The sequence below is a fragment of the Halomonas daqiaonensis genome (assembly GCF_900109725.1).
Classification (GTDB): Bacteria; Pseudomonadota; Gammaproteobacteria; order Pseudomonadales; family Halomonadaceae; genus Halomonas; species Halomonas daqiaonensis.
Map to the genome: position 1 here is coordinate 24271 of NZ_FOBC01000009.1, position 23484 is coordinate 47754.

Below are 23484 nucleotides of genomic sequence, written 5' to 3' on the forward strand. Positions count from 1 at the left end.
GCGATGACGTCGTCTCGGCGGCTTATTCAGGTCGGCGCCGTGATTCAGCAAGCAGGCTACCCAGGCTCGCGGCCTTGGGCTTCACCAGCCAGAAGTGACGGACGAAGTCGCTGAAATCCTCGAGGATCTCGTGGCCCCGCGCGGAGCCGGTCTCGGCCACGTACTCCTCGATGACCTCACGCAGATGACGCCGATAGGCTTCCATGACCTCGGTGTTCACCCGGTGGATCTCCACCAGTTCATGGTTGTACTTGTCGACGAAGGTGCGGTGCTCGTCGAGCACGTAGGCGAAGCCGCCGGTCATGCCCGCACCGAAGTTGACGCCCACCTCGCCGAGTACGCAGATCATACCGCCGGTCATGTACTCGCAACAGTGGTCACCGGAGCCCTCGATCACGGCATGGGCGCCGGAGTTGCGCACGCCGAAACGCTCGCCGGCGGTTCCGGCGGCAAACAGCTTGCCGCCGGTGGCGCCATACAGGCAGGTATTGCCGATGATGGCGGTCCGATGGCTCTCGAAGGCGCTGCCGGCCGGTGGCACGATCACCACCTTGCCGCCATTCATGCTCTTGCCGACATAGTCGTTGGCATCGCCCTCCAGATAGAGGTTGAGGCCACGGGCGTTCCAGACGCCAAAGCTTTGCCCGGCCACGCCGGTGAAACGGGCGGTGACGGGCGCATCCTCGAGCCCAGCTTCGCCGTAGCGTTTGGCGATGGCCCCGGAGGTCAGCGCCCCGACGCTGCGGTCGCAGTTGGTGATGTTAAAGGCGAACTCGCCGCCGGACTTCGCCGCGATGGCACTGCGCAGCGCCTCGAGCACCTCCTGGTTCTTGGCCCCCGGGTCGTGGGGGACGTTGCGGCTGACCTCGCAGAACTGCGGTGCGTCCGCCGGCACGAAGTCGTTGCCCAGCAGACCCGACAGGTCGAGCTTGCGCTGGGAGGGGGTAACCCCCTCCAGCACCTCAAGCAGGTCGGTGCGGCCGATCAGGTCGGTGAGCTGACGCACACCCAGCAGCGCCATCAGCTCGCGCACCTCTTCGGCGATGAAGAGGAAGTAGTGCTTGACCATGTCCACGGTGCCGCGGAAATGCTCGTCGCGCAGGTACTGCATCTGGGTGGCCACGCCGGTGGCGCAGTTGTTGAGGTGGCAGATGCGCAGGTACTTGCAGCCCAGCGCCACCATCGGCGCGGTGCCGAAGCCGAAGCTCTCGGCGCCGAGGATCGCCGCCTTGACCACGTCCAGTCCGGTCTTCAGGCCGCCGTCGGTCTGCAGGCGGATCTTGTCGCGCAGGCCGTTGATGCGCAGCGCCTGATGCACCTCGGGCAGGCCCAGCTCCCAGGGACTGCCGGCGTGCTTGATGGAGGTCAGCGGGCTCGCCGCGGTTCCGCCGTCGTAGCCGGAGACGGTGATCAGGTCGGCATAGGCCTTGGCCACGCCGGTGGCGATGGTGCCGATGCCGGGCTCGGAGACCAGCTTCACCGAGACCTGGGCCTCGGGATTGACCTGCTTCAAGTCGAAGATCAGCTGGGCCAGGTCCTCGATGGAGTAGATGTCGTGGTGCGGCGGCGGCGAGATCAAGGTCACGCCGGGCACCGAGTAACGCAGCCGGGCGATCAGCTCGTTGACCTTGCCGCCGGGCAACTGGCCGCCCTCGCCGGGCTTGGCGCCCTGGGCCACCTTGATCTGCAGCACCTCGGCATTGACCAGGTAGGCCGGCGTCACGCCGAAGCGTCCGGAAGCGATCTGCTTGATCTTCGAGGAGCGGATGGTGCCGTAGCGGGACGGATCCTCGCCCCCTTCGCCGGAGTTCGAGCGACCGCCGGCCTCGTTCATGGCCTGGGCCAGGGCCTCGTGGGCCTCAGGCGACAGCGCGCCCAGCGACATGCCGGCGCTATCGAAGCGCGGCAGCAGGTCCTCGACCGCTTCGATCTCCTCCATCGGCAGCGGCTCGGCGGCAGGTTTGAGTTTCAGCAGGTCACGCAGGGTGGCCGGGGAGCGCTCATTGACCAGCCGGGCAAACTTCTTCCACTTGGCGTAGTCGCCCTGCTGGACCGCCTCCTGCAGTGCCATGACCACATCGGGGTTGTAGGCATGGTACTCATGGCCGTGGACATACTTCATCAGGCCGCCCTGGGGGACGCCCTTGCGTGGCGTCCAGGCCTCGCGTCCCAGCAGCTCCTGCTGCAGCTGCAGTTCGCTGAAGCCGGTGCCCTCGATGCGCGAGGCCATGCCGGTGAAGCACAGCTCCATCACCTCGGAATGCAGGCCCACCGCTTCGAACAGCTGGGAGCCTCGATAGGAGGCGAGCGTCGAGATGCCCATCTTGGAGAGAATCTTGAACAACCCCTTCTGCAGGCCCTTGCGGTAGTTCTCGCGGGCATCGGCCGGGTTGCCGACCAGCTCGCCGGTGTGGTGCATGTCGGCCATGACCTGATAGGCCAGCCAGGGGAAGACCGCCGTGGCACCGACGCCGAACAACACCGCCATCTGGTGGGCATCGCGGGCGTAGCCGGTTTCCACCACGATGTTACAGCGCGGGCGCAGGGCCAGGCCGCCCAGGTGGTGGTGCACCGCACCTACGGCCAGTGCCGCATGGATGGGTACCAGCCCCTTGCCGAGCTCGGCATCGCTGAGCACCAGGATCACCCTGCCGTCGTTGACCGCCTGTTCGGCCTGCCGGCACAGCTCATGAATCGCACCCTTGAGGCCGATCTCCTGGGGATCATATCCCAGCGACAGGGTATGGCTGGTAAAGGCAGGGTCCTCCTGGTTGACCAGGGCGGCGAACTTGCGGGGCGAGAGGATCGGCGTCGTCAGGATGATGCGATGAGCGTGTTCCGGGGTCGCCTTGAAGACGTTGAGCTCGGCGCCGATGCAGGTCTCCAGCGACATCACGATCGCCTCGCGCAGCGGATCGATGGCCGGGTTGGTGACCTGGGCGAATTTCTGGCGGAAGTAATCGGTGAGCAGCCGCTGCTTGCCCGAGAGCACCGCCATGGGGGTGTCGTCGCCCATGGAGCCTACCGCCTCCTGGCCGCTCTCGGCCAACGGCCTCAGCACCTGGTCGCGCTCCTCGAAGCTGACCTGGAACATCTTCTGCTGGGTGCGCAGGGCCTCGGGATCCATGTTGTGGAAGCTGGCGAGCTCGGTCAGCGCCGACTCCAGGTACTGTGCTTCCTGCTTCAGCCAGCGCTTGTAGGGAAAGGCAGACTTGAGGCGTTCGTCGATGTCCGAGGTATGCAGCACCTCGCCGGTCTCGGTGTCCACGGCCAGTATCTGGCCCGGACCGACACGTCCCTTGGCCACCACGTCCTCGGGCTTGTAGCCGTAGGTACCGATTTCCGAGGCCAGGGTAATGTAGCCGTTGCGGGTAATCACCCAGCGGGCCGGGCGCAGCCCGTTACGGTCGAGCATGCAGACGGCCTGGCGACCGTCGGTCATCACCACCCCGGCGGGGCCATCCCAAGGCTCCATGTGCATGGAGTTGTATTCGTAGAAGGCGCGCAGGTCGCCGTCCATCAGCTCCACGTTCTGCCAGGCCGGCGGCACCATCAGGCGCACCGCACGATGTAGTTCCATGCCACCGGTGAGCAGTACCTCGAGCATGTTGTCCATGCTCGAGGAGTCCGACCCGGTAGTGTTGACGATCTCGTCAAGCTCGGCGATCTCGGGCAGCCGCTCGTTGACGAAATTCTCCTTGCGCGAGTTGGCCCAGCCGCGGTTGGCCTCCACGGTATTGATCTCGCCGTTGTGGGCGAGAAGGCGAAACGGCTGGGCCAGCGGCCAGCGTGGCGCGGTGTTGGTGGAAAAGCGCTGGTGGAAGACGCAGATCGCCGTCTCCAGGCGCTCGTCTCCAAGATCGGGGTAGAAGGCCGGCAGGTCCACCGGCATCATCAGCCCCTTGTAGGAGATCACCTCGCGGGAGAGCGAGCAGACATAGAAGTCTTCGTCGTCGCGCAGCGTCTCCTCGGCGCGGCGACGCGCCATGAACAGATCCACATCGAAGTGACCGGCATCGTCGTCCCCCGGCTCGACGAACAGCTGGCGGATCCGCGGCAGGCAGTCCAGGGCCATGGGGCCGCAGACGCTGGCATCCACTGGCACGTCGCGCCAGCCGGCCACCCGCAGGCCACGGGCCTCGAGCTCGGCAACCAGGGTCTCGCGACCGCGCGCCTCGCGGGCGTCGTCGTCGGGCAGGAAAACCACGCCGACGGCGTAGTGCTCGCCCAACGCCACACCGAGAGACTCCGTGGCGACGTCGCGCATGAAGGCGTCCGGCATCTGCAGCAACAGGCCACAGCCATCGCCGGTCTTGCCGTCTGCGGCGATACCGCCACGGTGGGTCATGCAGGTCAGGGACTCGATGGCGGTCTTGAGCAGGTCGTGACTGGCCTGGCCCTCCATATGGGCGATCAGGCCGAACCCGCAGTTGTCGCGGAACTCGCCGGGCTGATGGAGACCTCTGTTCATGGGCGTGCCTCGAGTTGAAGAGTTTCTTTAGCAGTCAGGGCATGGTATTTTTACGGATTTTTCTTTTTTCATGCTCAATCCGAAACGGCCCACGACTGCTCGGCAAAAGGCCGACCAGCATAGCCAGAGCCGCACCCACCGCGCAATATCACATCCCGGGCACACCCCGAAAAACCATCGACAAATCCGCTACTTGCACCGTCAGCTAGACAAAAAAACCCACTAACTCAATGGCTTGCAAGACCCAACGGCAGCCCTTCCATGCGCCGGAAAAAATAGTAGACTTTAGTCTAAAGTCCCGCTATTTCTCCATGCCGATTGTGCATACGCCATGCAGATGCCTGCCCAGATACGACAACGCCCGCACTGGGGCGGGCGTCAGCTCGGCAGGCACGGAGGCCAGCGGAAGCGCGGGCTGGCATCAGCGGCGAGGAAAATTCTCGAGCAGGTCGATCAGGGTCTCGGTCGGCGTCGCGTCATGGATGCAGGCCTCACCCAGCGTGCGTAGCAGGATCAGGCGAAGGCGGCTGTCGAGGTTCTTCTTGTCCAGGCGCATGATGGCGAGGAAGTCGTCCACCCCCATGTCGGCCGGGGCCGTCAGGGGCAGTCCGGCAGCTTCGATGATCTCCCGGATACGCGCCACTTCCTCGGCGCCCAGCCAGCCCAGGCGGCAGGAGAGTTCTGCCGCCATCAACATGCCGGCACCCACTGCCTCACCATGCAGCCAGTTGCCGTAACCCTGGTGGGCCTCGATGGCGTGCCCGAAGGTGTGCCCCAGATTAAGCAAGGCGCGCACGCCCTGCTCGGTCTCGTCCTCGGCGACGATTTCCGCCTTGAGCGCACAGCTGCGCTCGATGGCCTGGGCCACGGCGAAGGCATCGAGGCCACGCAGCGCCTCCATCTCGGCTTCCAGCCAGGCCAGGAAGCCAGCATCGCGGATCAGGCCGTACTTGATGACCTCGGCGAGCCCCGCGGAGAGCTCCCGCGGCGGCAGCGTCGCCAGTGTGTCGGTATCGACCAGCACCGCCCGTGGCTGCCAGAAGGCGCCGATCATGTTCTTGCCGCGCGGGTGGTTCACCCCGGTCTTGCCGCCCACCGAGGAGTCGACCTGGGCGAGCAGCGTGGTCGGCACCTGCACGAAGGCCACCCCGCGCTGGTAGCAGGCCGCAGCGAAGCCAACCATGTCGCCGATCACCCCGCCGCCCAGGGCGATGAGCGTACAGCGACGATTGAAGCCGGCCGCCAGCAGGGCATCCCAGATCCGCTCGACGCTGGCCAGGGTCTTGGTGGTCTCACCGTCGGGCAGGACCAACTCGCGGACCTCGAGATCGGCGGCGAGCCCCTGCCTGAGGCGCTCTAGATACAACGGCGCTACCGTCTCGTTGGTGACCACCATGACCTGGCGCCCGGCCAGGTGCGGCGCGAGCCAGCGGGGGTCGCCGAGCAAGCCGGGGCCGATGTGGATGGGATAGCTACGCTCGCCCAGCGCCACCTCGAGGGTGCACGGAGCATTGCGAGGATCGTTCATGGCATCAGGCCTTGCATTGCAGGGGATCGACCAGGCGCGTGACGCGCCGCACGATCTCGTTGACCACGGCCCGCGGGCCACGCCGATCGGTGCGCACCACCACATCGGCGGTGGCACGATAGAGGGGGTCGCGCAGCGCGAACATCTCGCGCAGCAGCTGTTCGCGGTCGCCGCGCTGCAACAGCGGCCGGTTGCGGTCCTTGGCGGTGCGCCTGAGCTGCTGCTCCACGGTGGTGAGCAGGTAGATGACGGTACCGCTCTCGCGCAGCACCCGGCGATTCTCCTCGCGCAGCACCGCACCGCCCCCGGTGGCGATGACCACGCCTTCATGGCGGGTCAGCTCACGGATCATCTGGGTCTCGCGGTCGCGGAAGCCCGCTTCGCCCTCAACGTCGAAGATCCACGGAATGTCGGCACCACAGCGCGCCTGGATCTGGTGGTCGCTGTCGTAGAACGCGCGTGACAGTTCGGCCGCCAGAAGGCGGCCGATGGTGCTCTTGCCGGCCCCCATGGGGCCGATCAGTATCAGATTGGGAAGTGCCTGCATCAGCGAATGGCCAGGTTGTCGTCCAGTATTCGGGGCGTGATGAATACCAGCAACTCTACCTTATCATTGGTGTTCTCGGTATAGCGGAAAAGGTTCCCCAGTACCGGCAGGTCACCCAGGAAGGGGGTCTTTAGCAGGCTCTCGACTTCCTCGGTGGTGAGGATCCCGCCCAGTACCACGGTCTCGCCGTTGTCCACCAGCACCTGGGTCTCGATTTCGTTGGTATCGATGGAGGGGACACCGCCAAACAGCTCGCCCACGGTATCGTTGTTGATCACCAGGTCCATGATGATGCGGTTGTCCGGAGTGATCTGGGGGGTCACCTCCAGCGATAGCACGGCCTCCTCGAACTGGACGTTGGTGGCGCCGCTTGACGCGGACTCCTGATAGGGAATCTCGGTGCCCTGCTTAATCACCGCGGTGCGCTGGTTGGCGGTGATCACCCGCGGCTGGGAGATGGTCTGGCTACGCCCCTCGCTCTCCAGCGCACGCAGTTCCAGGTCGAGCAGGATATCCCCGGAGAGATAACCGAAGGAGAAGCCGGTTCCTGAACTACCGGTGCCCCCCATATCCACAGCCAGGCCGCCACTTGAGGTAAGCCCGTCAGACGCCCCCCCCAGCAGCAACGCATCACGACCACTATCTAGGACCCCTGTTACTGGCTCACTAGCTGATAGACCCCAGTTCACCCCCAGTTCACGGGTGGCGCTGTCCCGGGCGATGACGATACGCGCTTCGATCTGGACCTGGCGTACCGCCACATCAAGCTGATCGAGAGTCTCGATAATCTCGTCAATCTGGTCGGCGGTGTCCTGTACCAGCAGGGTGTTGGTGCGTGGGTCCACTGCGACCCGACCACGCTCGGAGAGCAGGCCGAAGCCGCCCTCGCTGCGCAGCAGGGACGCCAGGTCGCTGGCCTTGGCGTACTTGACCTGGATGAACTCCGACGTCAGCGGCGCCAGGGTCTCGAGCTGCTCGCGGGCCTCCAACTCCCGAAGCTCCATGCCGGCCAGCTCGCTGGCCGGCGCCACCACGATGACGTTGCCCTGCTGGCGACTGGCCAGGCCGTGACTCTTAAGCACCAGGTCCAGGGCCTGGTCCCAGGGCACATCCTCGAGGTTGAGGGTGACGCTGCCGGTCACGCTGTCGCTGGCCACCAGGTTGAGGCCGGTGAAGTCGGCGATGATCGCCAGCACCGACCGAACCTCGATGTCCTGAAAGTTCAGGGTGATGCGCTCACCGGTATAGGGAAACTGCTCGCGGACGCGCTCCTCCCGCTCCTCCTGAGTGACCGGCTGGGCTTCGACGATCAGTTGGCGGCCGCTCTGGGTGGAGAGCATAGCGAAGTCGCCGCTGCCCTCTATCTCCAGGGTGACGCCATCGCGCCCCACTCGGGGGGTGATACGCCGCAGCGGCGTACCGAAGTCGCTGACGTCGTAGACCTGGTCCAGGGAGGCTGGCAGCTCGACCCCGCGAAGCTCGGCGACGATGCGGTTGCGGCCACTTTCACGCACCCGGGCATCCACGCCGGTGCGATCAAAGGTCACGACCAGCCGCCCGGCCCCATCTTCGCCGCGACGAAAGTCGATGTCCTGGATGCTCGGCTCGTCGTATGTCGATGACGTGTCCCGGCTCGGGCTGGCCGAGACGGCAGTGGTGGAAGATGGTGACATCGAGGATGTCGCCGTCGGGGCGGTCGCGGCAGCCGGCTGGACAGCCCCGCCACCGATGGAGAGGTGCAGGCGATCGCCCTGTTGGCGGGTGTTGTAGGGCAGCGGCCCTTCGAGCTCGAAGACCAGGCGCGTGCGCGAGCCGGCCTCCAGGGCCGTGACCCGCTCGACCCCGCCGATGCCGAGCTCCTCGAGACGGCGCTCCAGGACGCTGTCGGTGTCCATCAGGTCGATGGTCAGCCGGGCCGGGTCGTCGAGGCGATAGCCGCGCACCTCGGGGACCGGACCACGGAAGTCGAGATCCACTTCCAGCGCCCCGTCACTGCCCTGGCGGAAATTCAGATCGGTGAGAGTGGAAGCCGCTGCGGCGGCCGTGGAGACCGCCAACAGTGCCACGAGTGCCAGACCACGAATCATCGATTGCATTGTTCCCTTTCCCCCCTGCAGACCTCTACCGCCTCCTGCTTGGCGGCATGGCATCATGTTGTCTAGTCGTCGAGTGTCAGCCGGGTGCCGCGTTCGGTCCAGCCGCCCCGCCCGGTGGGTACAATCTCCACCAGCTGTACCGAGGTGTCGGTGATGCCGATGATGCGCCCGAAATCGGACCCCATGTGGTTGCCTATGCGCAGGCGGTGCACCTTACCGTCCGGCGCCTGGATGAGGGCCGAAGGCTGCCCATCCACCGTGAGGGTGCCCACCAGCTCGAGCTGACTCAGATCATAGGCCTCCAGCGGCTCCTTTGGACGCGATTCGTCCGGCGAAAGGTCACTGTCGGCACCGCCTCCGGGGAGCTCCTCGGGCTCGGGCAGGCGCGCCTGGAAGGGGCTGCGCTCGTCGGCATAGTCGTAGCTCACCGAGGTGTATGTCGGCATGGGCGGTACCGGCTCCAGGTCCACTTGTCCGGGGTCGACCCGCATCGCCTCGAGCTCCCGCTCTAGCTCGGGCAGATTCGCATCGCTGCAGGCCCCCAAGGTGAGCAGCAGTGGCACCAGGGCGGCTCTCGTCAGCCAGTGAGTCATTGCGCGCCCTCCTCGGCATTGGCGGGCGGGCGATAGCTGTAAGTCTTGGCCAGCATCGACAGCTGCAGGCGGTTGCCGTCACCGGCGGGCTCAAGGCTGAAGTCATGTTGAGTGACGATGCGTGGCAGATCGGCGACGCCGGCGATGAAGGAGGCAATGCGGTGGTAGTCGCCCTGAACCCGAATATCGAAGGGCCGCTCGGTATAGAATTCCTGCGTAGCGGGACTGCGCAGGCGGATGAAGTCGATGGACAGCTGGTTATCGAGGGCCGTCTCGCTGATGTCATCGATCAGCGAAGGAATCTCTGGGCCACCCGGGAGCATGGCCACCAGCCCCGACAGCCGATTATCGAGCTCCTCGACCTGTTCGCGCAGCGCCGGCAGGTTGGCAGCCTGAGCCGCCTTGCTACGGTAGTCGTTCAGCAGGCGCTGCTCCTCTCGCTGGGCCTGCTCGAGCTCCTCGACCTTGGGCCCGGCCAGGTACCAGTACATGCCGGCGAGGGTCAGGCCCAGTACCAGCACGCAGCAGATCAACTGAAGCAGGAAGGGCCAGCCGCCGGACTCCTTGATGTCCAGCTCGCCCCAGTCCATGTCGCGTAGTCGACGAAGTTCCGTGGACAGATTCATGGCGCCTCCGTGCCTTCCCCATCGGGCATCTGCTGATTCACGCTAAGGTTGAAGCGACGCATCTCGTTGTCGGCAGTTTCCACCTCGGAGAGCACCGGCACGTCGAAGACCGGGGAAGCCTCCAACTGGCGCAACTGATCCGAGACGCGACTGTTATCCTCGGCCAAACCGGTGAGACGCAGTTGGCTGCCCTGGCGGTTGAGCCCCGTGTAGTAAACGCCCTCCTCCAGGGTCGCTGCCAGGGCATTGAAGACGTGAACCGTCTGCGGGCGCCCCATCTGCAGCTGCTGGAAGACATCGATCTGACGCTTCAGCGAATTGAGCTGCTCCTGATACTGACTCACTGCGCGGAGATCGCGATCCAGTTCGGCAGTTCGGGCACTGATCAGTTGGTGACGCTGTTGCTGATCGGCCAGCCGCTGTTCGTAATACCAGGTCATGCCATAACCGCCGCCGAGACCGATCAGCGCCATCAGCCCCAGCGCCAGGAAGAACTGCTTGCTGCGTCGGGCACGCTCTTCCTCCCGCCAGGGGAGCAGGTTGATCTCGATGGTCATTTGCCTACCCTCATCGCCAGGCCGCAGGCCGTGAGCATGGCCGGCGCATCACCGGCCAGGGTCGGGACGTCGATGCGGGGATTCACCTTCATGCGCCGGAAGGGATTGGCGATCACCACTTCCATGCCGCTCTCCTCGGCCAGGCGTTCCGCCAGCCCCGGCAGCACGCTGGTGCCGCCGGCCAGGATCATCCGCCGCACCTCCTGCTTGCGACCGGCGGTATAGTAGAGCTGCAGCGAGCGTCCCACCTGTTGAACCAGGGTATCCAGGAAGGGGTCGAGCACGCTGCGCTGGTAGTCATCAGGCAGGCCTCCACGCTTCTTGGCCAGGCCTGCTTCCTCGAGCGTCAGCCCGTAGCGATTGCGGATCTCGTCGGTCAACTGGCGTCCACCGAATACCGTATCGCGGCTGTAGGTGATGCGACCCTCGCGCAGCACATGGAAGGCGTTCATGGTGGCGCCGATGTCCACCAGAGCCACGCACTCCTGATCCGCCTCGGTCGGGGGCAACTGGTGGCGAAGTTCCTGGAAAGCACGCTCCATGGCGAAGGTCTCGACATCCACGGCCGCCGGGGTGAGCCCAGCCTGCAGCACGGCCTCGGTCAGCTGGTTGACATCCTGTTGGCGGCAGGCGACCAGCAGGACGTCCTGCTGGTCGCCATAGCGCGAGTTGAGGCCCAGCCGCTGAAAATCGAAGGCGACCTCGCTGAACGGAAAGGGGATATGCTTGTCAGATTCGAGCTGGATGCGTGCCTCGATCTCTTCGTCATCGAGCGAGGCGGGCAGGGTGAGGGTCTTGGTGATGGCGGCACTGGCCGGAACGGCGACCGCGGCGTTGCGCGATCCTGGCCGGGCATGATCTACGGCGCGCTTGAGAGCGTCCACCACGGCCGACATGTCGCGAATCCGTCGCTCGATCACGGCGCCTTCCCGCAGGGGCCGTACGGCGTAGCTTTCAACCTGGTAGTGACTACCAGCGCGCTTGAGCTCGATTACCTTGACGGTGGCCGAGGTGATATCGACACCGACCAGTCCCTTGCCGGATGCTCTCAGTCGCATCTTGAGTCATGCCCCTGCCTGATCCATGCGGCGTGCCGCTCATTATATTTATCCACTCCGAACCGGGGCGGAACACATGAAAAGCATCATACCCGACCCGCAATCGAAGATTACATGATATTTCTGGATCTAACACGAATGATGTTGTCGCCACTCGTCAACGCTGGTGACTACCCTCTCGGCTTCCTATAATGGCGACCGCAAGGGAAGCTCATGCCATCGTCACCACTCCGCCCCCGTTCCCAGCATGGATATCGCGTTTTCATGAAGTTACTCAGAACCCTCGTTGTCTCCGTCCTCTGGCTGCTGGTCTCGCTCTCCGCCGCCGGGATACTGGGCGTGGTGGGTGCCGCTCTCTATTTCGCCCCCGGCCTGCCCGATGTGCGTCAGTTGCAGGACTTCGAGCTGCAGACACCACTGCGCATCTTCACGCGAGAGGGCAAGCTGATCGGCGAGTTCGGCGAGGAGCGTCGCACCCCGGTGGAGTATGAGGAAATTCCCGAAGAACTCATCGGCGCCCTGCTGGCCGCCGAGGATGCCACCTTCTTTGAGCACCATGGCGTCGATCCCAAGGCCCTGGCACGCGCCGCAACAGAGCTCGTGGCAAGCGGTGGCGACATCCAGTCCGGGGGCTCGACCATCACCATGCAGGTGGCACGCAACTATCTGCTCACCCTCGACCAGACCTTCACCCGCAAGATTCGTGAGATCCTGCTGGCACTGCAGATGGAACAGATACTCTCCAAGGAGGAGATCCTCGAGCTCTACGTCAACAAGATCTATCTCGGCAACCGCGCATACGGTATCGCCGCCGCCGCGGAGGTCTACTATGACCGTCCACTGGACGAATTGACCCTCGCGGAGACGGCGATGATCGCCGGCCTGCCCAAGGCGCCCTCCGCCTTCAACCCGCTGGCTAACGCCGAACGAGCCCTGATCCGACGCAACTGGATCCTGTTCCGCATGCGCAAGCTGGGGATCATCGACCAGACGACCTACGACGACGCCGTTCAGGCGCCGGTCACCGCGCAGCGTCATTTCGTCCAGCTCGAGGTGGAGGCCGACTACGTCGCCGAGATGGCTCGACAGTTCGCCGTGGAACGCTACGGCGACCAGGCCTATACCGGCGGGTATCGTATCCATACCACCCTGGACAGCGAGCTGCAGCCGCTGGCTGGCCAGACCCTGGCTCGCGGCCTGATCGAGTATGACACCCGGCACGGCTGGCGCGGCCCCGAGCAGACCGACATCCCGCCCAGCCTGGCAGAGGCTCAAGAACGCACCGACCGCGAGGGTCTCGAGGAGGAACTCGCCGAGTCACCCGAGATCATGCAGACCGCCCGGCGTGCCGCCGAGCGCAGCCAGACCGAGGTCGAGGGAATCGAGGGCGATGTCAGCAACTGGCTTCAGGTGCTCGAGCGCACGCCCGCCTATGGCCCCTTGCAACCGGCCATCGTGGTGGAAAGCGAAGGCCGCGAGATGCGCGTACTGGCCCCCGGCGGCGAACTGCATACCCTCGACTGGAGCGGCCTGGAGTGGGCACGCCCCTATCGCAGCGCCAATAGCCGGGGTGCTGCACCGGCAGCGGCGAGCGAGATCGCCAGCCGTGGCGACCTGGTGCGCATCCTGCAGCAGGAGGACGGCAGCTGGCGCCTCTCCCAGCGCCCCGATGCCGAGGGTTCGCTGGTGGCGATGGACCCTGATACCGGGGCCATCCTGGCCCTTCAGGGCGGCTTCGACTTCGATGCCAGCAAGTTCAACCGCGCCACCCAGGCTCGCCGACAGTCCGGGTCGATCTTCAAGCCTTTCATCTACCTCGCAGCGCTGGACAGCGGCGAAATGAACCCGGCCAGTGTGGTCAACGACGCCCCGGTGGTGATACAGGACGGCAGCAACGAACTATGGCGCCCGGTGAACTCCAGCGGTGACTTTCTCGGCCCTATCCGGCTGCGGGATGCCCTGGCACGGTCACGCAACCTGGTGACCATCCGCGTGCTGCAATCCCTCGGATTGGATCGCACCATCGAGTTCCTGCAGGGCTTCGGCTTCGCCGGTGACCAGTTGCCGCACGGCCTTTCCCTGGCGCTGGGCAGCGCCAGCCTGACCCCGCTGGAAATGACCAACGCCTATGCGGTGCTGGCCAACGGCGGCTTCAAGGTCTCGCCCTGGTTCATCGAGCGAGTGACTCGTGGCGACGACACTACCGTCGTCGACGACGCCAGCCCGCGCGTCGCTTGCCGTGACTGCCGCGAGGGCCAGGAAACCGTCGAGCTCGACGGCGAGACCTACGAGGTCGCCCCCCGGGTTGCCGACCCCGCCGCCGTCTACATCCTGCGCGACATGCTGCGCGACGTGGTCGAACGCGGCACGGCACGCAAGGCCCTGGAACTGAACCGCGGCGACATCGTGGGCAAGACCGGCACCACCAACGATCAACGCGATGCCTGGTTCGCCGGCTTCAACAGTGAACTGGTAACAACCGCCTGGGTGGGCAAGGACGACAACACCCCCACCGCCGAGTACGGCGCCCAGGCCGCCTTGCCGATCTGGATGGATTTCATGGGCCAGGCCCTGGAGGGGCAGCCGGAGCGCTGGCCCGAGCGGCCGGCGGGCGTGGTCACCGAGCGGGTCGATCCCGACACCGGGCGCCTTTTGCGCGATGGCCAGGGCGGCGGCATCGAGGAGCTGTTCATGGCCGGCCACCTGCCTGGTTTCCAGCCCCGTCGAGTCGAGCGGGAGGTCGAGCGCGAAAGCGGCTCTCAGGGCACCGGCGCCTACGAGGCCATCTTCTAGGCCGACCCTGCACAGAACGGCAGGAGGCCGCCCGGCCTTCGCCCGCCGCAAACGACGCCGCCGGCCTTCTGGCCGGCGGCGTCATTGAAGACGGGGAAGATGTCGGAGCTCAGCCGCCGTAGACGTCATCCACGGTCTTCAGCGGATAGTGAGAGGGGTAGGGCTTGCGCGCCACCCCGGAATCCACCGCGGCCTGGGCCACCGCCGAGGAGATCCGCTCGAGCAGACGGATGTCCACGGGAGTGGGAATGATGTACTCCGGCCCGAAGCGCATCTCGTCCATCTCGTAGGCCTCGAGCACCTCTTTCGGCACCGGCTCACGGGCGAGATCCTTGAGGGCGTGGACGGCGGCGACCTTCATCTCCTCATTGATGCGGGTAGCACGCACGTCGAGCGCCCCGCGGAAGATGAAGGGAAAGCCCAGCACGTTGTTGACCTGATTAGGATAGTCGGAGCGGCCGGTAGCCATGATCACGTCCGGACGCGCCTCCCGGGCCAAGTCGGGGTGGATCTCGGGATCGGGATTGGTACAGGCGAAGACCACCGGGTTTGCGGCCATGCTGCGGATGTGGTCGGCGCTCATCAGTCCAGGGCCGGAGAGGCCGACGAAGGCATCGGCCCCCTCGATGGCGTCGGTCAGCGTTCGCTTGTCGGTCTCCACGGCGAACATCGCCTTGTACTGGTTCAGATCCTCGCGACCGCTGTGGATCACTCCTTTGCGGTCGAGCATAACGATATTCTCGGGACGCGCGCCGCAGGAAACCAGCAGCTTCATGCAGGCGATAGCCGCGGCACCGGCCCCCAGGCAGACGATGCGGGCACTGTCCAGCGACTTGCCGGCGATGTCCAGGGCGTTGAGCATACCCGCGGCAGTGACGATGGCCGTGCCGTGCTGATCGTCATGGAACACCGGGATGCTGCACTGCTCGATCAGCGCCTGCTCGATCTCGAAGCACTCCGGGGCCTTGATGTCCTCGAGATTGATGCCGCCCCAGGTGTCGGCAATGCGCGCCACGGTGTCGATGAAGGCCTGCGGGCTCTCGGCGTTGACCTCGATATCCACCGAATTGATACCGGCGAAGCGCTTGAACAGTACGCCCTTGCCTTCCATCACCGGCTTGCTGGCCAGCGGCCCCAGATTGCCGAGTCCCAGGATGGCGCTGCCGTCGGAGATCACTGCGACCAGATTGCCCTTGCCGGTATAGAGGTAGGCGTTCTCCGGATCACTGGCAATCTCGCGAACCGGCTCCGCCACGCCCGGGCTGTAGGCCAGGGAGAGGTCACGTGCAGTGGCGGTGGGCTTGGTGAGCTCCACCGACAGCTTCCCGGGGATGGGGTTCGCGTGATAATCCAGCGCCGCCTGCTTCTTCGCGTCAGTCATGCTGAAAGGGTCCGGTAAAACAGTGAGGGGTCGGCTAGCGTATACAAAAAGCTCATTGCTCTCAACTCGGCAGACATCCCTCCCTGTTGTACGCTTGTTTGAAGACGTTGCCGACCATTTGCCAACACTTAAGCCCTACTCCGGCCTGCCATGGCGCTTTGCTTGTCCTCGTAGCTGACCGCGCATCAACAGGGCCGCCGGCAGTAGGGCATAAAAAACCCGCCTCGGTGGGCGGGTTTCTCAATGGTGCGGTGTGCCGGCTGGCTCAGCGCTTGATGGCGGCACCGAAGCGCTTGTTGAAGCGCTCGACGCGACCACCGGTGGTCGCCTGCTTCTGCTTGCCGGTGTAGAAGGGGTGGCACTGAGAGCAGACGTCCAGGGAGAAGTCGTGATCGGCGGTGGTACCGACCTCGAAGGTGGCGCCACAGGAACAGGTCGCGTTGACCTTCTTGTAATCCGGATGGATAGCTTGTTTCATCTTGAGCCTCATGAAGCTGTATGCCGCCACCTGATCTTCTGCCAGGCACCGCATACGGGTTGTCTGTAGATGCGAACCGGTTGCCGCCACGCACTCGGAGTGTCTGCAGCGGCGAAGTATTCTAGCAGAGCCGACGCCGGAGGCCAATTGCCCGAGCCCCCCTGCCAGCCCGTGCCATGCGTACTGGGCGTTGCCGTGCCCTCTCCGCTGCGCCGGCTGTTCGACTACCGCCCCTGCCGCGAGTCGCCCTCGGGCGGCTGGCAGCCCGGCCTGCGGGTGCAGGTGCCCTTCGGTCGCCGAGAGGTCGTCGGCGTGGTGGTAGAGTGTCGCGACGCCAGCGAGCTGCCTCTTTCGAGTCTCAGGCCGGTGTCGGGCTGCCTCGACGATGCACCGCTGCCGGCCGACTGGCTTTGGCTATGCCGCTTCGCCGCCCGTTACTACCAACATGCCCTCGGCGACACCCTGCATCAGGCGATGCCGGGGCTGCTTCGCCAGGGTCGGGCGCTTGAGGCCCGCACCCGCGAGCGCTGGAGCGTGACCGCGACCGGCCGTCAGGACACCCCGCCGGGCCTAGCCCGGGCACCCCGTCAGACCGAGCTGCTGACCATGCTGCGTCAGCATCCCCACGGGCTGGTTAGCCAGGCAATCCTCGCCCAGTCGTTCAGCCGCGACCAGCTGCGCGCCCTGGCCGACAAGGGCCTGGTGGCCCGTCACGATGAACCCCTGACGGCCTCGCCGACCGCCGAAGGCGATGCCGGGCTGGCCGAACCCGCCCTGCCCCTCAACCGCGAGCAGGCGGTGGCACTAGCCGCCATCCACGAGAGGCTCGACGGCTTCCACCCCTGCCTGCTGCATGGCGTCACCGGCAGCGGCAAGACCGAGGTCTACCTGCAGCTCATCGAAGCAGTCATCGGCCGCCACCGCCAGGCGCTGGTGCTGGTCCCCGAGATCGGCCTGACGCCCCAGACCCTCGCCCGCTTCCGCCGCCGCTTCCGGGCGCCGGTGGTGGCCCTGCATTCGGGACTCACCGACCATGAGCGCCTCGATGCCTGGGAAGCCGCCGCCAGCGGCCGGGCACCCATCGTACTGGGTACCCGCTCGGCCATCTTCACTCCCCTGGCCCGCCCCGGGGTTATCATCGTCGACGAGGAGCATGACGGCTCCTACAAGCAACAGGACGGCCTGCGCTACCATGCCCGCGACCTGGCGGTGGCCCGCGCCCACCACCACCGCATCCCGCTACTGCTGGGTAGTGCCACCCCGTCGCTTGAGTCCCTGCAGCGGGCGCTGCACGGCGACTACCGCCACCTGCACCTGACCCGCCGCGCCAGCCGCCATGCTCCGGCGCGCCTCGAGCTCGTCGACCTGCGTGGCCGCCGGCGCCAGGGCGGGCTGATCCCCCCGGTGATCGAGACGGTCCGCGAGACCCTGGCCGCCGGCCATCAGGTGCTGGTCTTCATTAACCGCCGCGGCTTCGCCCCTACCCTGGCCTGCCACGCCTGCGGCTGGATGGCCGAGTGCGACCACTGTGACGCGCGCATGACCCTGCACCGGCAGCCGCCGCTGCTGGCCTGCCACCATTGCGATCGTCGCCGCGCCCTCCCCGACACCTGTCCCGAGTGCGCCAGCGTCGACCTGCGCCCTTTGGGCAGCGGCACCGAGCGCACCGAAGAAACCCTGGCGTCGCTGTTCCCCGAGGTGCCGGTGCACCGCATCGACCGTGACAGCACCCGTCGTCGCGACGCCCTCGAGCAGATGCTGGCCGAGGTACGCCGCGGCGAACCCTGTCTGCTGGTGGGGACCCAGATGCTGGCCAAGGGCCACCACCTGCCCCATGTCACCCTGGTGGTAGTGGTCAATGCCGATGCCGGGCTCTATGCCAGCGATTTCCGGGCGCTGGAGCACAGCGCCCAACTGCTCGAGCAGGTGGCGGGACGCGCCGGCCGGGCCGCTCACCCCGGCCGGGTACTGGTCCAGACCCTGCACACCGACGACCCCCACCTGCGCCTGCTGGCCGAGCGGGGCTACGACGCCCTCGCCAGCCAGCTACTCGAGGAGCGCCAGGCCGCCCGGCTGCCACCCTTCCGCTTCCTCGCCCTGCTGCGCCTGGAGGCGCCCCGCGAGCCGGCCGTGGTCGCCCTGGGCGGCCTGGCCGCCGAGGCACTGCGCCAGCGGATCGGCGAGCGCGGCCTCGCGGTCGACTGCCTGGGGCCGGTGCCGGCCCCCATGGAACGCCGCCAGAACCGCTATCACCTGCAGCTGATGCTGGCCGCCGACCGCCGCAGCCAGTTACACGAGGCCGGCGCCTGGCTGGTCGCCTGGCTCGAGGGCCGCCCTGAGGCGCGACGGGTGCGTTGGTCACTGGACATCGACCCGCAGACCCTGGCCTGACCACACACCTTTAAAGCCCGGCGCCGATTGCCGATAATGGCACCCCAGACTCGCCCGGCGGTCGCCTCGCACCGCCCACGCCACAGGACACCGGACACATCCATGAAAGAGACCATCATCGCGCTGCTCGAGGGCGCCCTGGACAACCTCCGGCAGCAGGGCGTGCTGCCCGCCGATATCGCGCCGACGATCAAGGTCGACCCGACACGCGACAAGGCCCACGGCGACTACGCCACCAACCTGGCGCTGATGCTGGCCAAACCCGCCGGCCGCAAGCCTCGCGAGCTGGCGGAGGTGCTGGTCGCCGCCCTGCCGGCGAGCGATGCGGTACAGAAGGTGGAAATCGCCGGCCCCGGCTTCGTCAACTTCTTCGCCGCGACCGACGCCGCTGCCCAGGTGGTGCGCCAGGTGCTCGAGGCCGGGGATGCGTATGGCCGCAACCTCACCGGCCGGGGCCGCCAGGTTCAGGTGGAGTTCGTCTCCGCCAACCCCACCGGGCCACTGCATGTCGGCCATGGCCGCGGCGCGGCAATCGGCGACTGCATCTGCCGTCTGCTCGAGGCCACCGGTCATGAAGTGACCCGTGAGTTCTACTACAACGACGCCGGCGTCCAGATCAGCAACCTGGCGCGCTCGGTGCAGGCACGGGTCAAGGGCATCGACCCCGGAGACCCGGGCTGGCCGGAGGACGGCTACCGCGGCGGCTACATCATCGACGTGGCCAACGCCTACCTAGCCGGCGAGACGGTGCATGCCGATGACCGTCACGTCACGGCGGCAGTCGACCCGGACAACCTCGACGCCATCCGCGACTTCGCTGTGGCCTACCTGCGCCGCGAGCAGGACCTCGACCTCAAGGCCTTCGGCGTGTCGTTCGACGTCTATTTCCTGGAGTCCTCCCTCTACGAGCAGGGCAAGGTCGAGGCCACCGCTGCGCGGCTGGTCGAGAAGGGCCATACCTTCGAACAGGACGGCGCCCTGTGGCTGCGCACCACCAACTTCGGCGACGACAAGGACCGGGTGATGCGCAAGTCCGACGGCCACTACACCTACTTCCTGCCCGACGTCGCCTACCACCTGGACAAGTGGCAGCGCGGCTTCGAGACGGTGATCAACGAGCAGGGGGCCGACCACCATTCCACCGTGACCCGGGTGCGCGCCGGCCTGCAGGCGCTAGAGGCCGGCATCCCCAAGGGCTGGCCCGATTACGTGCTGCACCAGATGGTGATGGTCACCCGCTCCGGGGTCGAGGTGAAGCTCTCCAAGCGCGCCGGCAGCTACGTCACCGTGCGTGATCTGATCGACGAGGTGGGCCGCGACGCTACCCGCTTCTTCCTCGCCGCTCGGAGAGCGGACTCCCAGCTCACCTTCGATATCGACCTGGCCCGCTCCCAGTCCAACGACAACCCGGTCTACTACGTCCAGTATGCCCACGCCCGGGTATGCAGCATGCTACGCAAAGCCGACGCCGAAGACAGGCCCTTCGACCACGCCCTGGCCGTGGAGCAGCTCGCCCTGCTGGAAACCGACCAGGAAAAGGCACTGCTCAACCGCCTGGCCCGCTATCCCGAGGTGGTCCAGCACGCCGCCGCCGCCCATGAGCCACAGCAGATCGCCCAGTACCTGCTCGATCTCGCCGCCGACTTCCACACCTGCTACAACGCGGTGAAGGTGATGGTCGACGACGACGCACTTCGGAACGTCCGGCTGGCGCTGGGCCTGGCCACTCGCCAGGTGCTGCGCAACGGCCTCGAGTTGATGGGTGTCGGCGCGCCCGAGGAGATGTAAACCATGGCCAGCAGCAGCAAACCGGCCCCCCGCAAGCGTGGCGCCACCAGCAGCCCACGGCGTCGCACCGCCCCGCCTCCGCGCCGTGGCATTCCGGGCTGGCTATGGGGCCTGGTCGGCCTGGTGGCAGGCTTCCTGCTGGCCCAGCACCAGCAGGGCATCGCCCCCTGGCAGGAGGGCAGCGACTCGCCACTGGCCACGGTGCTGACCAAGCCCGGAGACCGTCAGGAATCCCGGGAAGGCGAACCGACCGCCGCCCCCGAGGAACCACCGATGCCGACCTTCGAATTCTATACCCTGCTCCCGGAGTCCGAAGTGATCGCCCCGGGGGGCAAGGTGCCCGCCTCCACGGCCACCCCGCCGGAGCGCCCCGAGACGCCTGAAGCGACAACCAGCGACGACCCCATCGCCCAGGTGATCGCCGCCAACCTCGACGACGACGCCGCGACTCGGGACAACCGCCCGGACGCGCAGGCGACGGACGAGCCGAAGGCCGATGCCCGCTTCATGCTGCAGGCCGCCTCCTTCCGCGAGTCTGGCGATGCCAGCAAGCTGGCGGGCCGGTTGCGTGACTTCGGCCTGCTCGCCAAGATCAGCGAGGTCAAGGCAGGGGGCGGCGACACCTGGCACCGGGTCCAGGTCGGCCCCTACAGCGACCGACGGGAGCTCAACCGTGCCCAGGACCTGATGGTCACCCAAGGCATCGAGCCGCTGCTGATCCAGTTGCAGAACTGATCTAACCGGGCGAGGAAGCCGCGACCAAGGTTGAATTCCTCGTCCTCCGCCCGCACTACACTCCTTAATTACCCACGGCGCCCGGCCCGCTCGCGGCGCCGCCAGTCATCGGGAGCCCTCCGCTCCCCCAAGGAGTCCCCTCCATGACCACGATCGTTTCCGTGCGCCGCGGCGACCAGGTGGCGCTGGCCGGTGACGGCCAGGTCTCGCTGGGCAACACCGTGATGAAGGGCAACGCCAGCAAGGTACGCCGCCTCTATCGTGGCGAGGTCCTGGCCGGCTTCGCCGGCGGCACCGCCGATGCCTTCACCCTCTTCGAACGCTTCGAGGCACAACTGGAGAAGTATCAGGGCAACCTGGTCAAGGCCGCCGTAGAGCTGGCCAAGGACTGGCGCACCGACCGCGCCCTGCGTCGTCTCGAGGCACTGCTCGCCGTGGCCAACAAGGACGCCTCGTTGATCATCACCGGCAACGGCGACGTGGTAGAGCCCGAGGGCGGCATCATCGCCATCGGCTCCGGTGGCAACTACGCCCTGGCCGCCGCCCGCGCCCTGCTCGAGAACACCGACCTCGGGGCCCGCGAGATCACCGAGAAGTCCCTGACCATCGCCGGTGACATCTGCGTGTTCACCAACCATAACGTCACCCTGGAAGAGCTCTGATCATGACCCGGATGACCCCCCGCGAGATCGTCCATGCCCTGGACCAGTACATCGTCGGCCAGCAGGACGCCAAGCGCGCCGTGGCCGTCGCCCTGCGCAACCGCTGGCGTCGCATGCAGCTCGACGGCGAACTGCGCCAGGAGGTGACGCCCAAGAACATCCTGATGATCGGCCCCACCGGCGTGGGCAAGACCGAGATCGCGCGCCGCCTGGCCAAGCTGGCCGGCGCACCCTTCATCAAGGTCGAGGCCACCAAGTTTACCGAAGTGGGCTATGTGGGCCGCGACGTCGAGTCGATCATCCGCGACCTGACCGAGGCCGCCATCAAGCTGGTGCGTGAGCAGGCCAAGGAAGAGGTGAGCCACCGCGCCGAGGACGCCGCCGAGGAACGCATCCTCGACGCCCTGCTGCCACCGCCGCGCGGCCAGGAGGACGAACCTCGCCAGGACAGCTCGACCCGCCAGATCTTCCGCAAGAAGCTGCGCGAGGGACAGCTCGACGACAAGGAGATCGACATCGAGATCTCCCAACAAGGCCCCAACGTCGACATCATGTCCCCGCCGGGCATGGAGGAGATGACCAGTCAGTTGCAGAACCTGTTTGCCGGTATGGGCAAGCAGAAGACCGAGACGCGCCGAGTGGCGGTGAAGGACGCCTTCGCCCTGCTGCGCGACGAGGAGGCAAGCAAGCTGGTCAACGAGGAGGACATCAAGAGCCGCGCCATCGAGGCAGTGGAACAGAATGGCATCGTCTTCCTCGACGAGATCGACAAGGTCTGCAAGGGCAGCGGCCAGTCCAGTGGAGGCGAGGTCTCCCGCGAGGGCGTGCAGCGCGATCTGCTGCCGCTGATCGAGGGCTCCACGGTCTCCACCAAGTACGGCATGGTGCGCAGCGACCACATCCTGTTCATCGCCTCCGGCGCCTTCCACCTGTCGCGCCCTTCGGACCTGATTCCCGAGCTGCAAGGCCGCCTGCCGATCCGCGTCGAGCTCAACGCCCTGACGCCGGAGGACTTCAAGCGCATCCTCACCGAACCCTCCGCCGCACTGACCAAGCAGTACCAGGCGCTGCTCGCCACCGAGGGGCTCGAGATTGGCTTCACCGAGGATGGCATCGCACGTATCGCCGAGATCGCCTGGAAGGTCAACGAAGGCACCGAGAATATCGGCGCCCGCCGCCTGCACACCGTGATGGAGCGCCTGCTCGAGGAGGCCTCTTACCTGGGAGGCGACTTCGGCGGCCCGCTGTCGATCGATGCCGCCTACGTCGACTCCCAGCTCGGCGAGCTGGCGATGGACGAGGACCTGTCGCGGTATATTCTCTAGGAGCCGGCCCATGACAGCCCCGATCCCCACCAAGGTGCATTACCACAAGAAGGACCGTGAGCTCGAGCTCACCTACGAGGGCGGCGAGAGCTACCGACTCCCTGTGGAGTACCTGCGGGTCTTCTCGCCCTCCGCCGAGGTGCGCGGCCATGGCCCCGATACCGCCACCCTGCAGGTGGGCAAGAAGCACGTCGGCCTGAAGGACATCACCCAGGCCGGTCGCTATGCCCTCAAGCTGCACTTCGACGATGGCCACGACAGCGGGCTCTTCAGTTGGGACTACCTCTACGACCTTATCCAGAGGCGCGAGGTCAACTGGGACGATTATATGCGCCGTTTGGAAGAGGCCGGCGCCTCCCGAGAACCCCTGGGCATAGAAATCAAGCAGCTGTAGGGCGGCGTCAAGACAATCGCTATCGGGGGAGGCTACAATGGCGGCCATTCAGAGGCCGCCA

The 23484-nt window shown here is 66.2% G+C and carries 17 protein-coding genes; 7 read left to right on the top strand and 10 right to left on the bottom strand.

Going from position 1 to position 23484, the window contains the following annotated elements:
* Window positions 1–22: 22 nt before the first annotated feature.
* From gltB to pilM, 8 genes are all read right to left on the bottom strand, one after another.
* Entirely contained in the window at window positions 23–4471 is a 4449-nt protein-coding gene (gene gltB, locus BMY30_RS08845; RefSeq protein ID WP_089712689.1) for a glutamate synthase large subunit, read from the bottom strand.
* Between the two features lie 421 nt (window positions 4472–4892).
* A complete protein-coding gene (gene aroB, locus BMY30_RS08850; protein WP_089712691.1) occupies window positions 4893–5999 on the bottom strand; it encodes a 3-dehydroquinate synthase in 1107 nt (368 codons plus the stop codon).
* Window positions 6000–6003: 4 nt separating this feature from the next.
* Window positions 6004–6546 carry a shikimate kinase AroK gene (gene aroK / locus BMY30_RS08855; RefSeq protein ID WP_089712692.1) on the bottom strand — a complete coding sequence of 181 codons (543 nt, stop codon included), beginning with the start codon at window positions 6544–6546 and terminating at the stop codon, window positions 6004–6006.
* Window positions 6546–8642: a type IV pilus secretin PilQ gene (locus BMY30_RS08860; protein ID WP_089712694.1), complete on the bottom strand. Its 2097-nt coding sequence runs from the start codon at window positions 8640–8642 to the stop codon at window positions 6546–6548. Before BMY30_RS08860 ends, aroK begins: the two co-directional genes overlap by 1 nt.
* A 62-nt stretch (window positions 8643–8704) precedes the next feature.
* Window positions 8705–9235, bottom strand: coding sequence for a pilus assembly protein PilP (locus tag BMY30_RS08865; RefSeq protein ID WP_089712696.1), 531 nt, complete (start codon window positions 9233–9235; stop codon window positions 8705–8707).
* The gene (locus BMY30_RS08870; RefSeq protein ID WP_089712699.1) at window positions 9232–9861 is read right to left on the bottom strand and encodes a type IV pilus inner membrane component PilO; all 630 of its coding nucleotides are present in this window, start codon (window positions 9859–9861) and stop codon (window positions 9232–9234) included. Before BMY30_RS08870 ends, BMY30_RS08865 begins: the two co-directional genes overlap by 4 nt.
* Window positions 9858–10418 carry a PilN domain-containing protein gene (locus BMY30_RS08875; protein WP_089712701.1) on the bottom strand — a complete coding sequence of 187 codons (561 nt, stop codon included), beginning with the start codon at window positions 10416–10418 and terminating at the stop codon, window positions 9858–9860. The genes BMY30_RS08870 and BMY30_RS08875 overlap by 4 nt, the downstream gene beginning before the upstream one ends.
* Window positions 10415–11476, bottom strand: a complete 1062-nt coding sequence (pilM, locus tag BMY30_RS08880; RefSeq protein WP_089712703.1) for a type IV pilus assembly protein PilM — start codon at window positions 11474–11476, stop codon at window positions 10415–10417. The genes BMY30_RS08875 and pilM overlap by 4 nt, the downstream gene beginning before the upstream one ends.
* 264 nt (window positions 11477–11740) lie before the next feature.
* On the opposite strand from pilM, the gene BMY30_RS08885 reads away from it, so the two are divergent.
* Entirely contained in the window at window positions 11741–14269 is a 2529-nt protein-coding gene (locus BMY30_RS08885; RefSeq protein WP_089712705.1) for a penicillin-binding protein 1A, read from the top strand.
* A gap of 109 nt (window positions 14270–14378) precedes the next feature.
* Here the strand turns inward: BMY30_RS08885 and BMY30_RS08890 are convergent, their stop codons facing one another.
* Window positions 14379–15650, bottom strand: a complete 1272-nt coding sequence (locus tag BMY30_RS08890) for a malic enzyme-like NAD(P)-binding protein (RefSeq protein ID WP_089712707.1) — start codon at window positions 15648–15650, stop codon at window positions 14379–14381.
* 265 nt (window positions 15651–15915) lie between these two features.
* Complete coding sequence (gene rpmE, locus BMY30_RS08895; protein WP_089712709.1) at window positions 15916–16128, bottom strand: 50S ribosomal protein L31; 213 nt, start codon at window positions 16126–16128, stop codon at window positions 15916–15918.
* Window positions 16129–16275: 147 nt separating this feature from the next.
* Between rpmE and BMY30_RS08900 the strand changes: the two genes are divergently transcribed.
* The 6 genes from BMY30_RS08900 to BMY30_RS08925 all read left to right on the top strand — a co-directional run bounded on the left by BMY30_RS08900 (window position 16276) and on the right by BMY30_RS08925 (window position 23423).
* A complete protein-coding gene (locus tag BMY30_RS08900) occupies window positions 16276–18519 on the top strand; it encodes a primosomal protein N' (RefSeq protein WP_244516162.1) in 2244 nt (747 codons plus the stop codon).
* Window positions 18520–18621: 102 nt separating this feature from the next.
* Window positions 18622–20307: an arginine--tRNA ligase gene (gene argS / locus BMY30_RS08905; protein WP_089712711.1), complete on the top strand. Its 1686-nt coding sequence runs from the start codon at window positions 18622–18624 to the stop codon at window positions 20305–20307.
* 3 nt (window positions 20308–20310) lie between these two features.
* The gene (locus BMY30_RS08910) at window positions 20311–21042 is read left to right on the top strand and encodes an SPOR domain-containing protein (protein ID WP_089712713.1); all 732 of its coding nucleotides are present in this window, start codon (window positions 20311–20313) and stop codon (window positions 21040–21042) included.
* Between the two features lie 143 nt (window positions 21043–21185).
* The gene (hslV, locus tag BMY30_RS08915; protein WP_089712715.1) at window positions 21186–21704 is read left to right on the top strand and encodes an ATP-dependent protease subunit HslV; all 519 of its coding nucleotides are present in this window, start codon (window positions 21186–21188) and stop codon (window positions 21702–21704) included.
* A 2-nt stretch (window positions 21705–21706) separates the two neighbouring features.
* Window positions 21707–23029 (top strand): ATP-dependent protease ATPase subunit HslU, encoded by a 1323-nt coding sequence (gene hslU / locus BMY30_RS08920; protein WP_089712717.1) that lies wholly within the window; start codon window positions 21707–21709, stop codon window positions 23027–23029.
* Window positions 23030–23039: 10 nt separating this feature from the next.
* Window positions 23040–23423: a gamma-butyrobetaine hydroxylase family protein gene (locus BMY30_RS08925; protein WP_089712719.1), complete on the top strand. Its 384-nt coding sequence runs from the start codon at window positions 23040–23042 to the stop codon at window positions 23421–23423.
* Window positions 23424–23484: the final 61 nt, after the last annotated feature.

What these genes read in the sequence shown, in the direction of transcription:
- gltB (WP_089712689.1), bottom strand. Translation starts at nt 4,471, where the DNA reads ATGAACAGAGGTCTCCATCAGCCCGGCGAGTTCCGCGACAACTGCGGG.
- aroB (WP_089712691.1), bottom strand. Translation starts at nt 5,999, where the DNA reads ATGAACGATCCTCGCAATGCTCCGTGCACCCTCGAGGTGGCGCTGGGC.
- aroK (WP_089712692.1), bottom strand. Translation starts at nt 6,546, where the DNA reads ATGCAGGCACTTCCCAATCTGATACTGATCGGCCCCATGGGGGCCGGC.
- BMY30_RS08860 (WP_089712694.1), bottom strand. Translation starts at nt 8,642, where the DNA reads ATGCAATCGATGATTCGTGGTCTGGCACTCGTGGCACTGTTGGCGGTC.
- BMY30_RS08865 (WP_089712696.1), bottom strand. Translation starts at nt 9,235, where the DNA reads ATGACTCACTGGCTGACGAGAGCCGCCCTGGTGCCACTGCTGCTCACC.
- BMY30_RS08870 (WP_089712699.1), bottom strand. Translation starts at nt 9,861, where the DNA reads ATGAATCTGTCCACGGAACTTCGTCGACTACGCGACATGGACTGGGGC.
- BMY30_RS08875 (WP_089712701.1), bottom strand. Translation starts at nt 10,418, where the DNA reads ATGACCATCGAGATCAACCTGCTCCCCTGGCGGGAGGAAGAGCGTGCC.
- pilM (WP_089712703.1), bottom strand. Translation starts at nt 11,476, where the DNA reads ATGCGACTGAGAGCATCCGGCAAGGGACTGGTCGGTGTCGATATCACC.
- BMY30_RS08885 (WP_089712705.1), top strand. Translation starts at nt 11,741, where the DNA reads ATGAAGTTACTCAGAACCCTCGTTGTCTCCGTCCTCTGGCTGCTGGTC.
- BMY30_RS08890 (WP_089712707.1), bottom strand. Translation starts at nt 15,650, where the DNA reads ATGACTGACGCGAAGAAGCAGGCGGCGCTGGATTATCACGCGAACCCC.
- rpmE (WP_089712709.1), bottom strand. Translation starts at nt 16,128, where the DNA reads ATGAAACAAGCTATCCATCCGGATTACAAGAAGGTCAACGCGACCTGT.
- argS (WP_089712711.1), top strand. Translation starts at nt 18,622, where the DNA reads ATGAAAGAGACCATCATCGCGCTGCTCGAGGGCGCCCTGGACAACCTC.
- BMY30_RS08910 (WP_089712713.1), top strand. Translation starts at nt 20,311, where the DNA reads ATGGCCAGCAGCAGCAAACCGGCCCCCCGCAAGCGTGGCGCCACCAGC.
- hslV (WP_089712715.1), top strand. Translation starts at nt 21,186, where the DNA reads ATGACCACGATCGTTTCCGTGCGCCGCGGCGACCAGGTGGCGCTGGCC.
- hslU (WP_089712717.1), top strand. Translation starts at nt 21,707, where the DNA reads ATGACCCGGATGACCCCCCGCGAGATCGTCCATGCCCTGGACCAGTAC.
- BMY30_RS08925 (WP_089712719.1), top strand. Translation starts at nt 23,040, where the DNA reads ATGACAGCCCCGATCCCCACCAAGGTGCATTACCACAAGAAGGACCGT.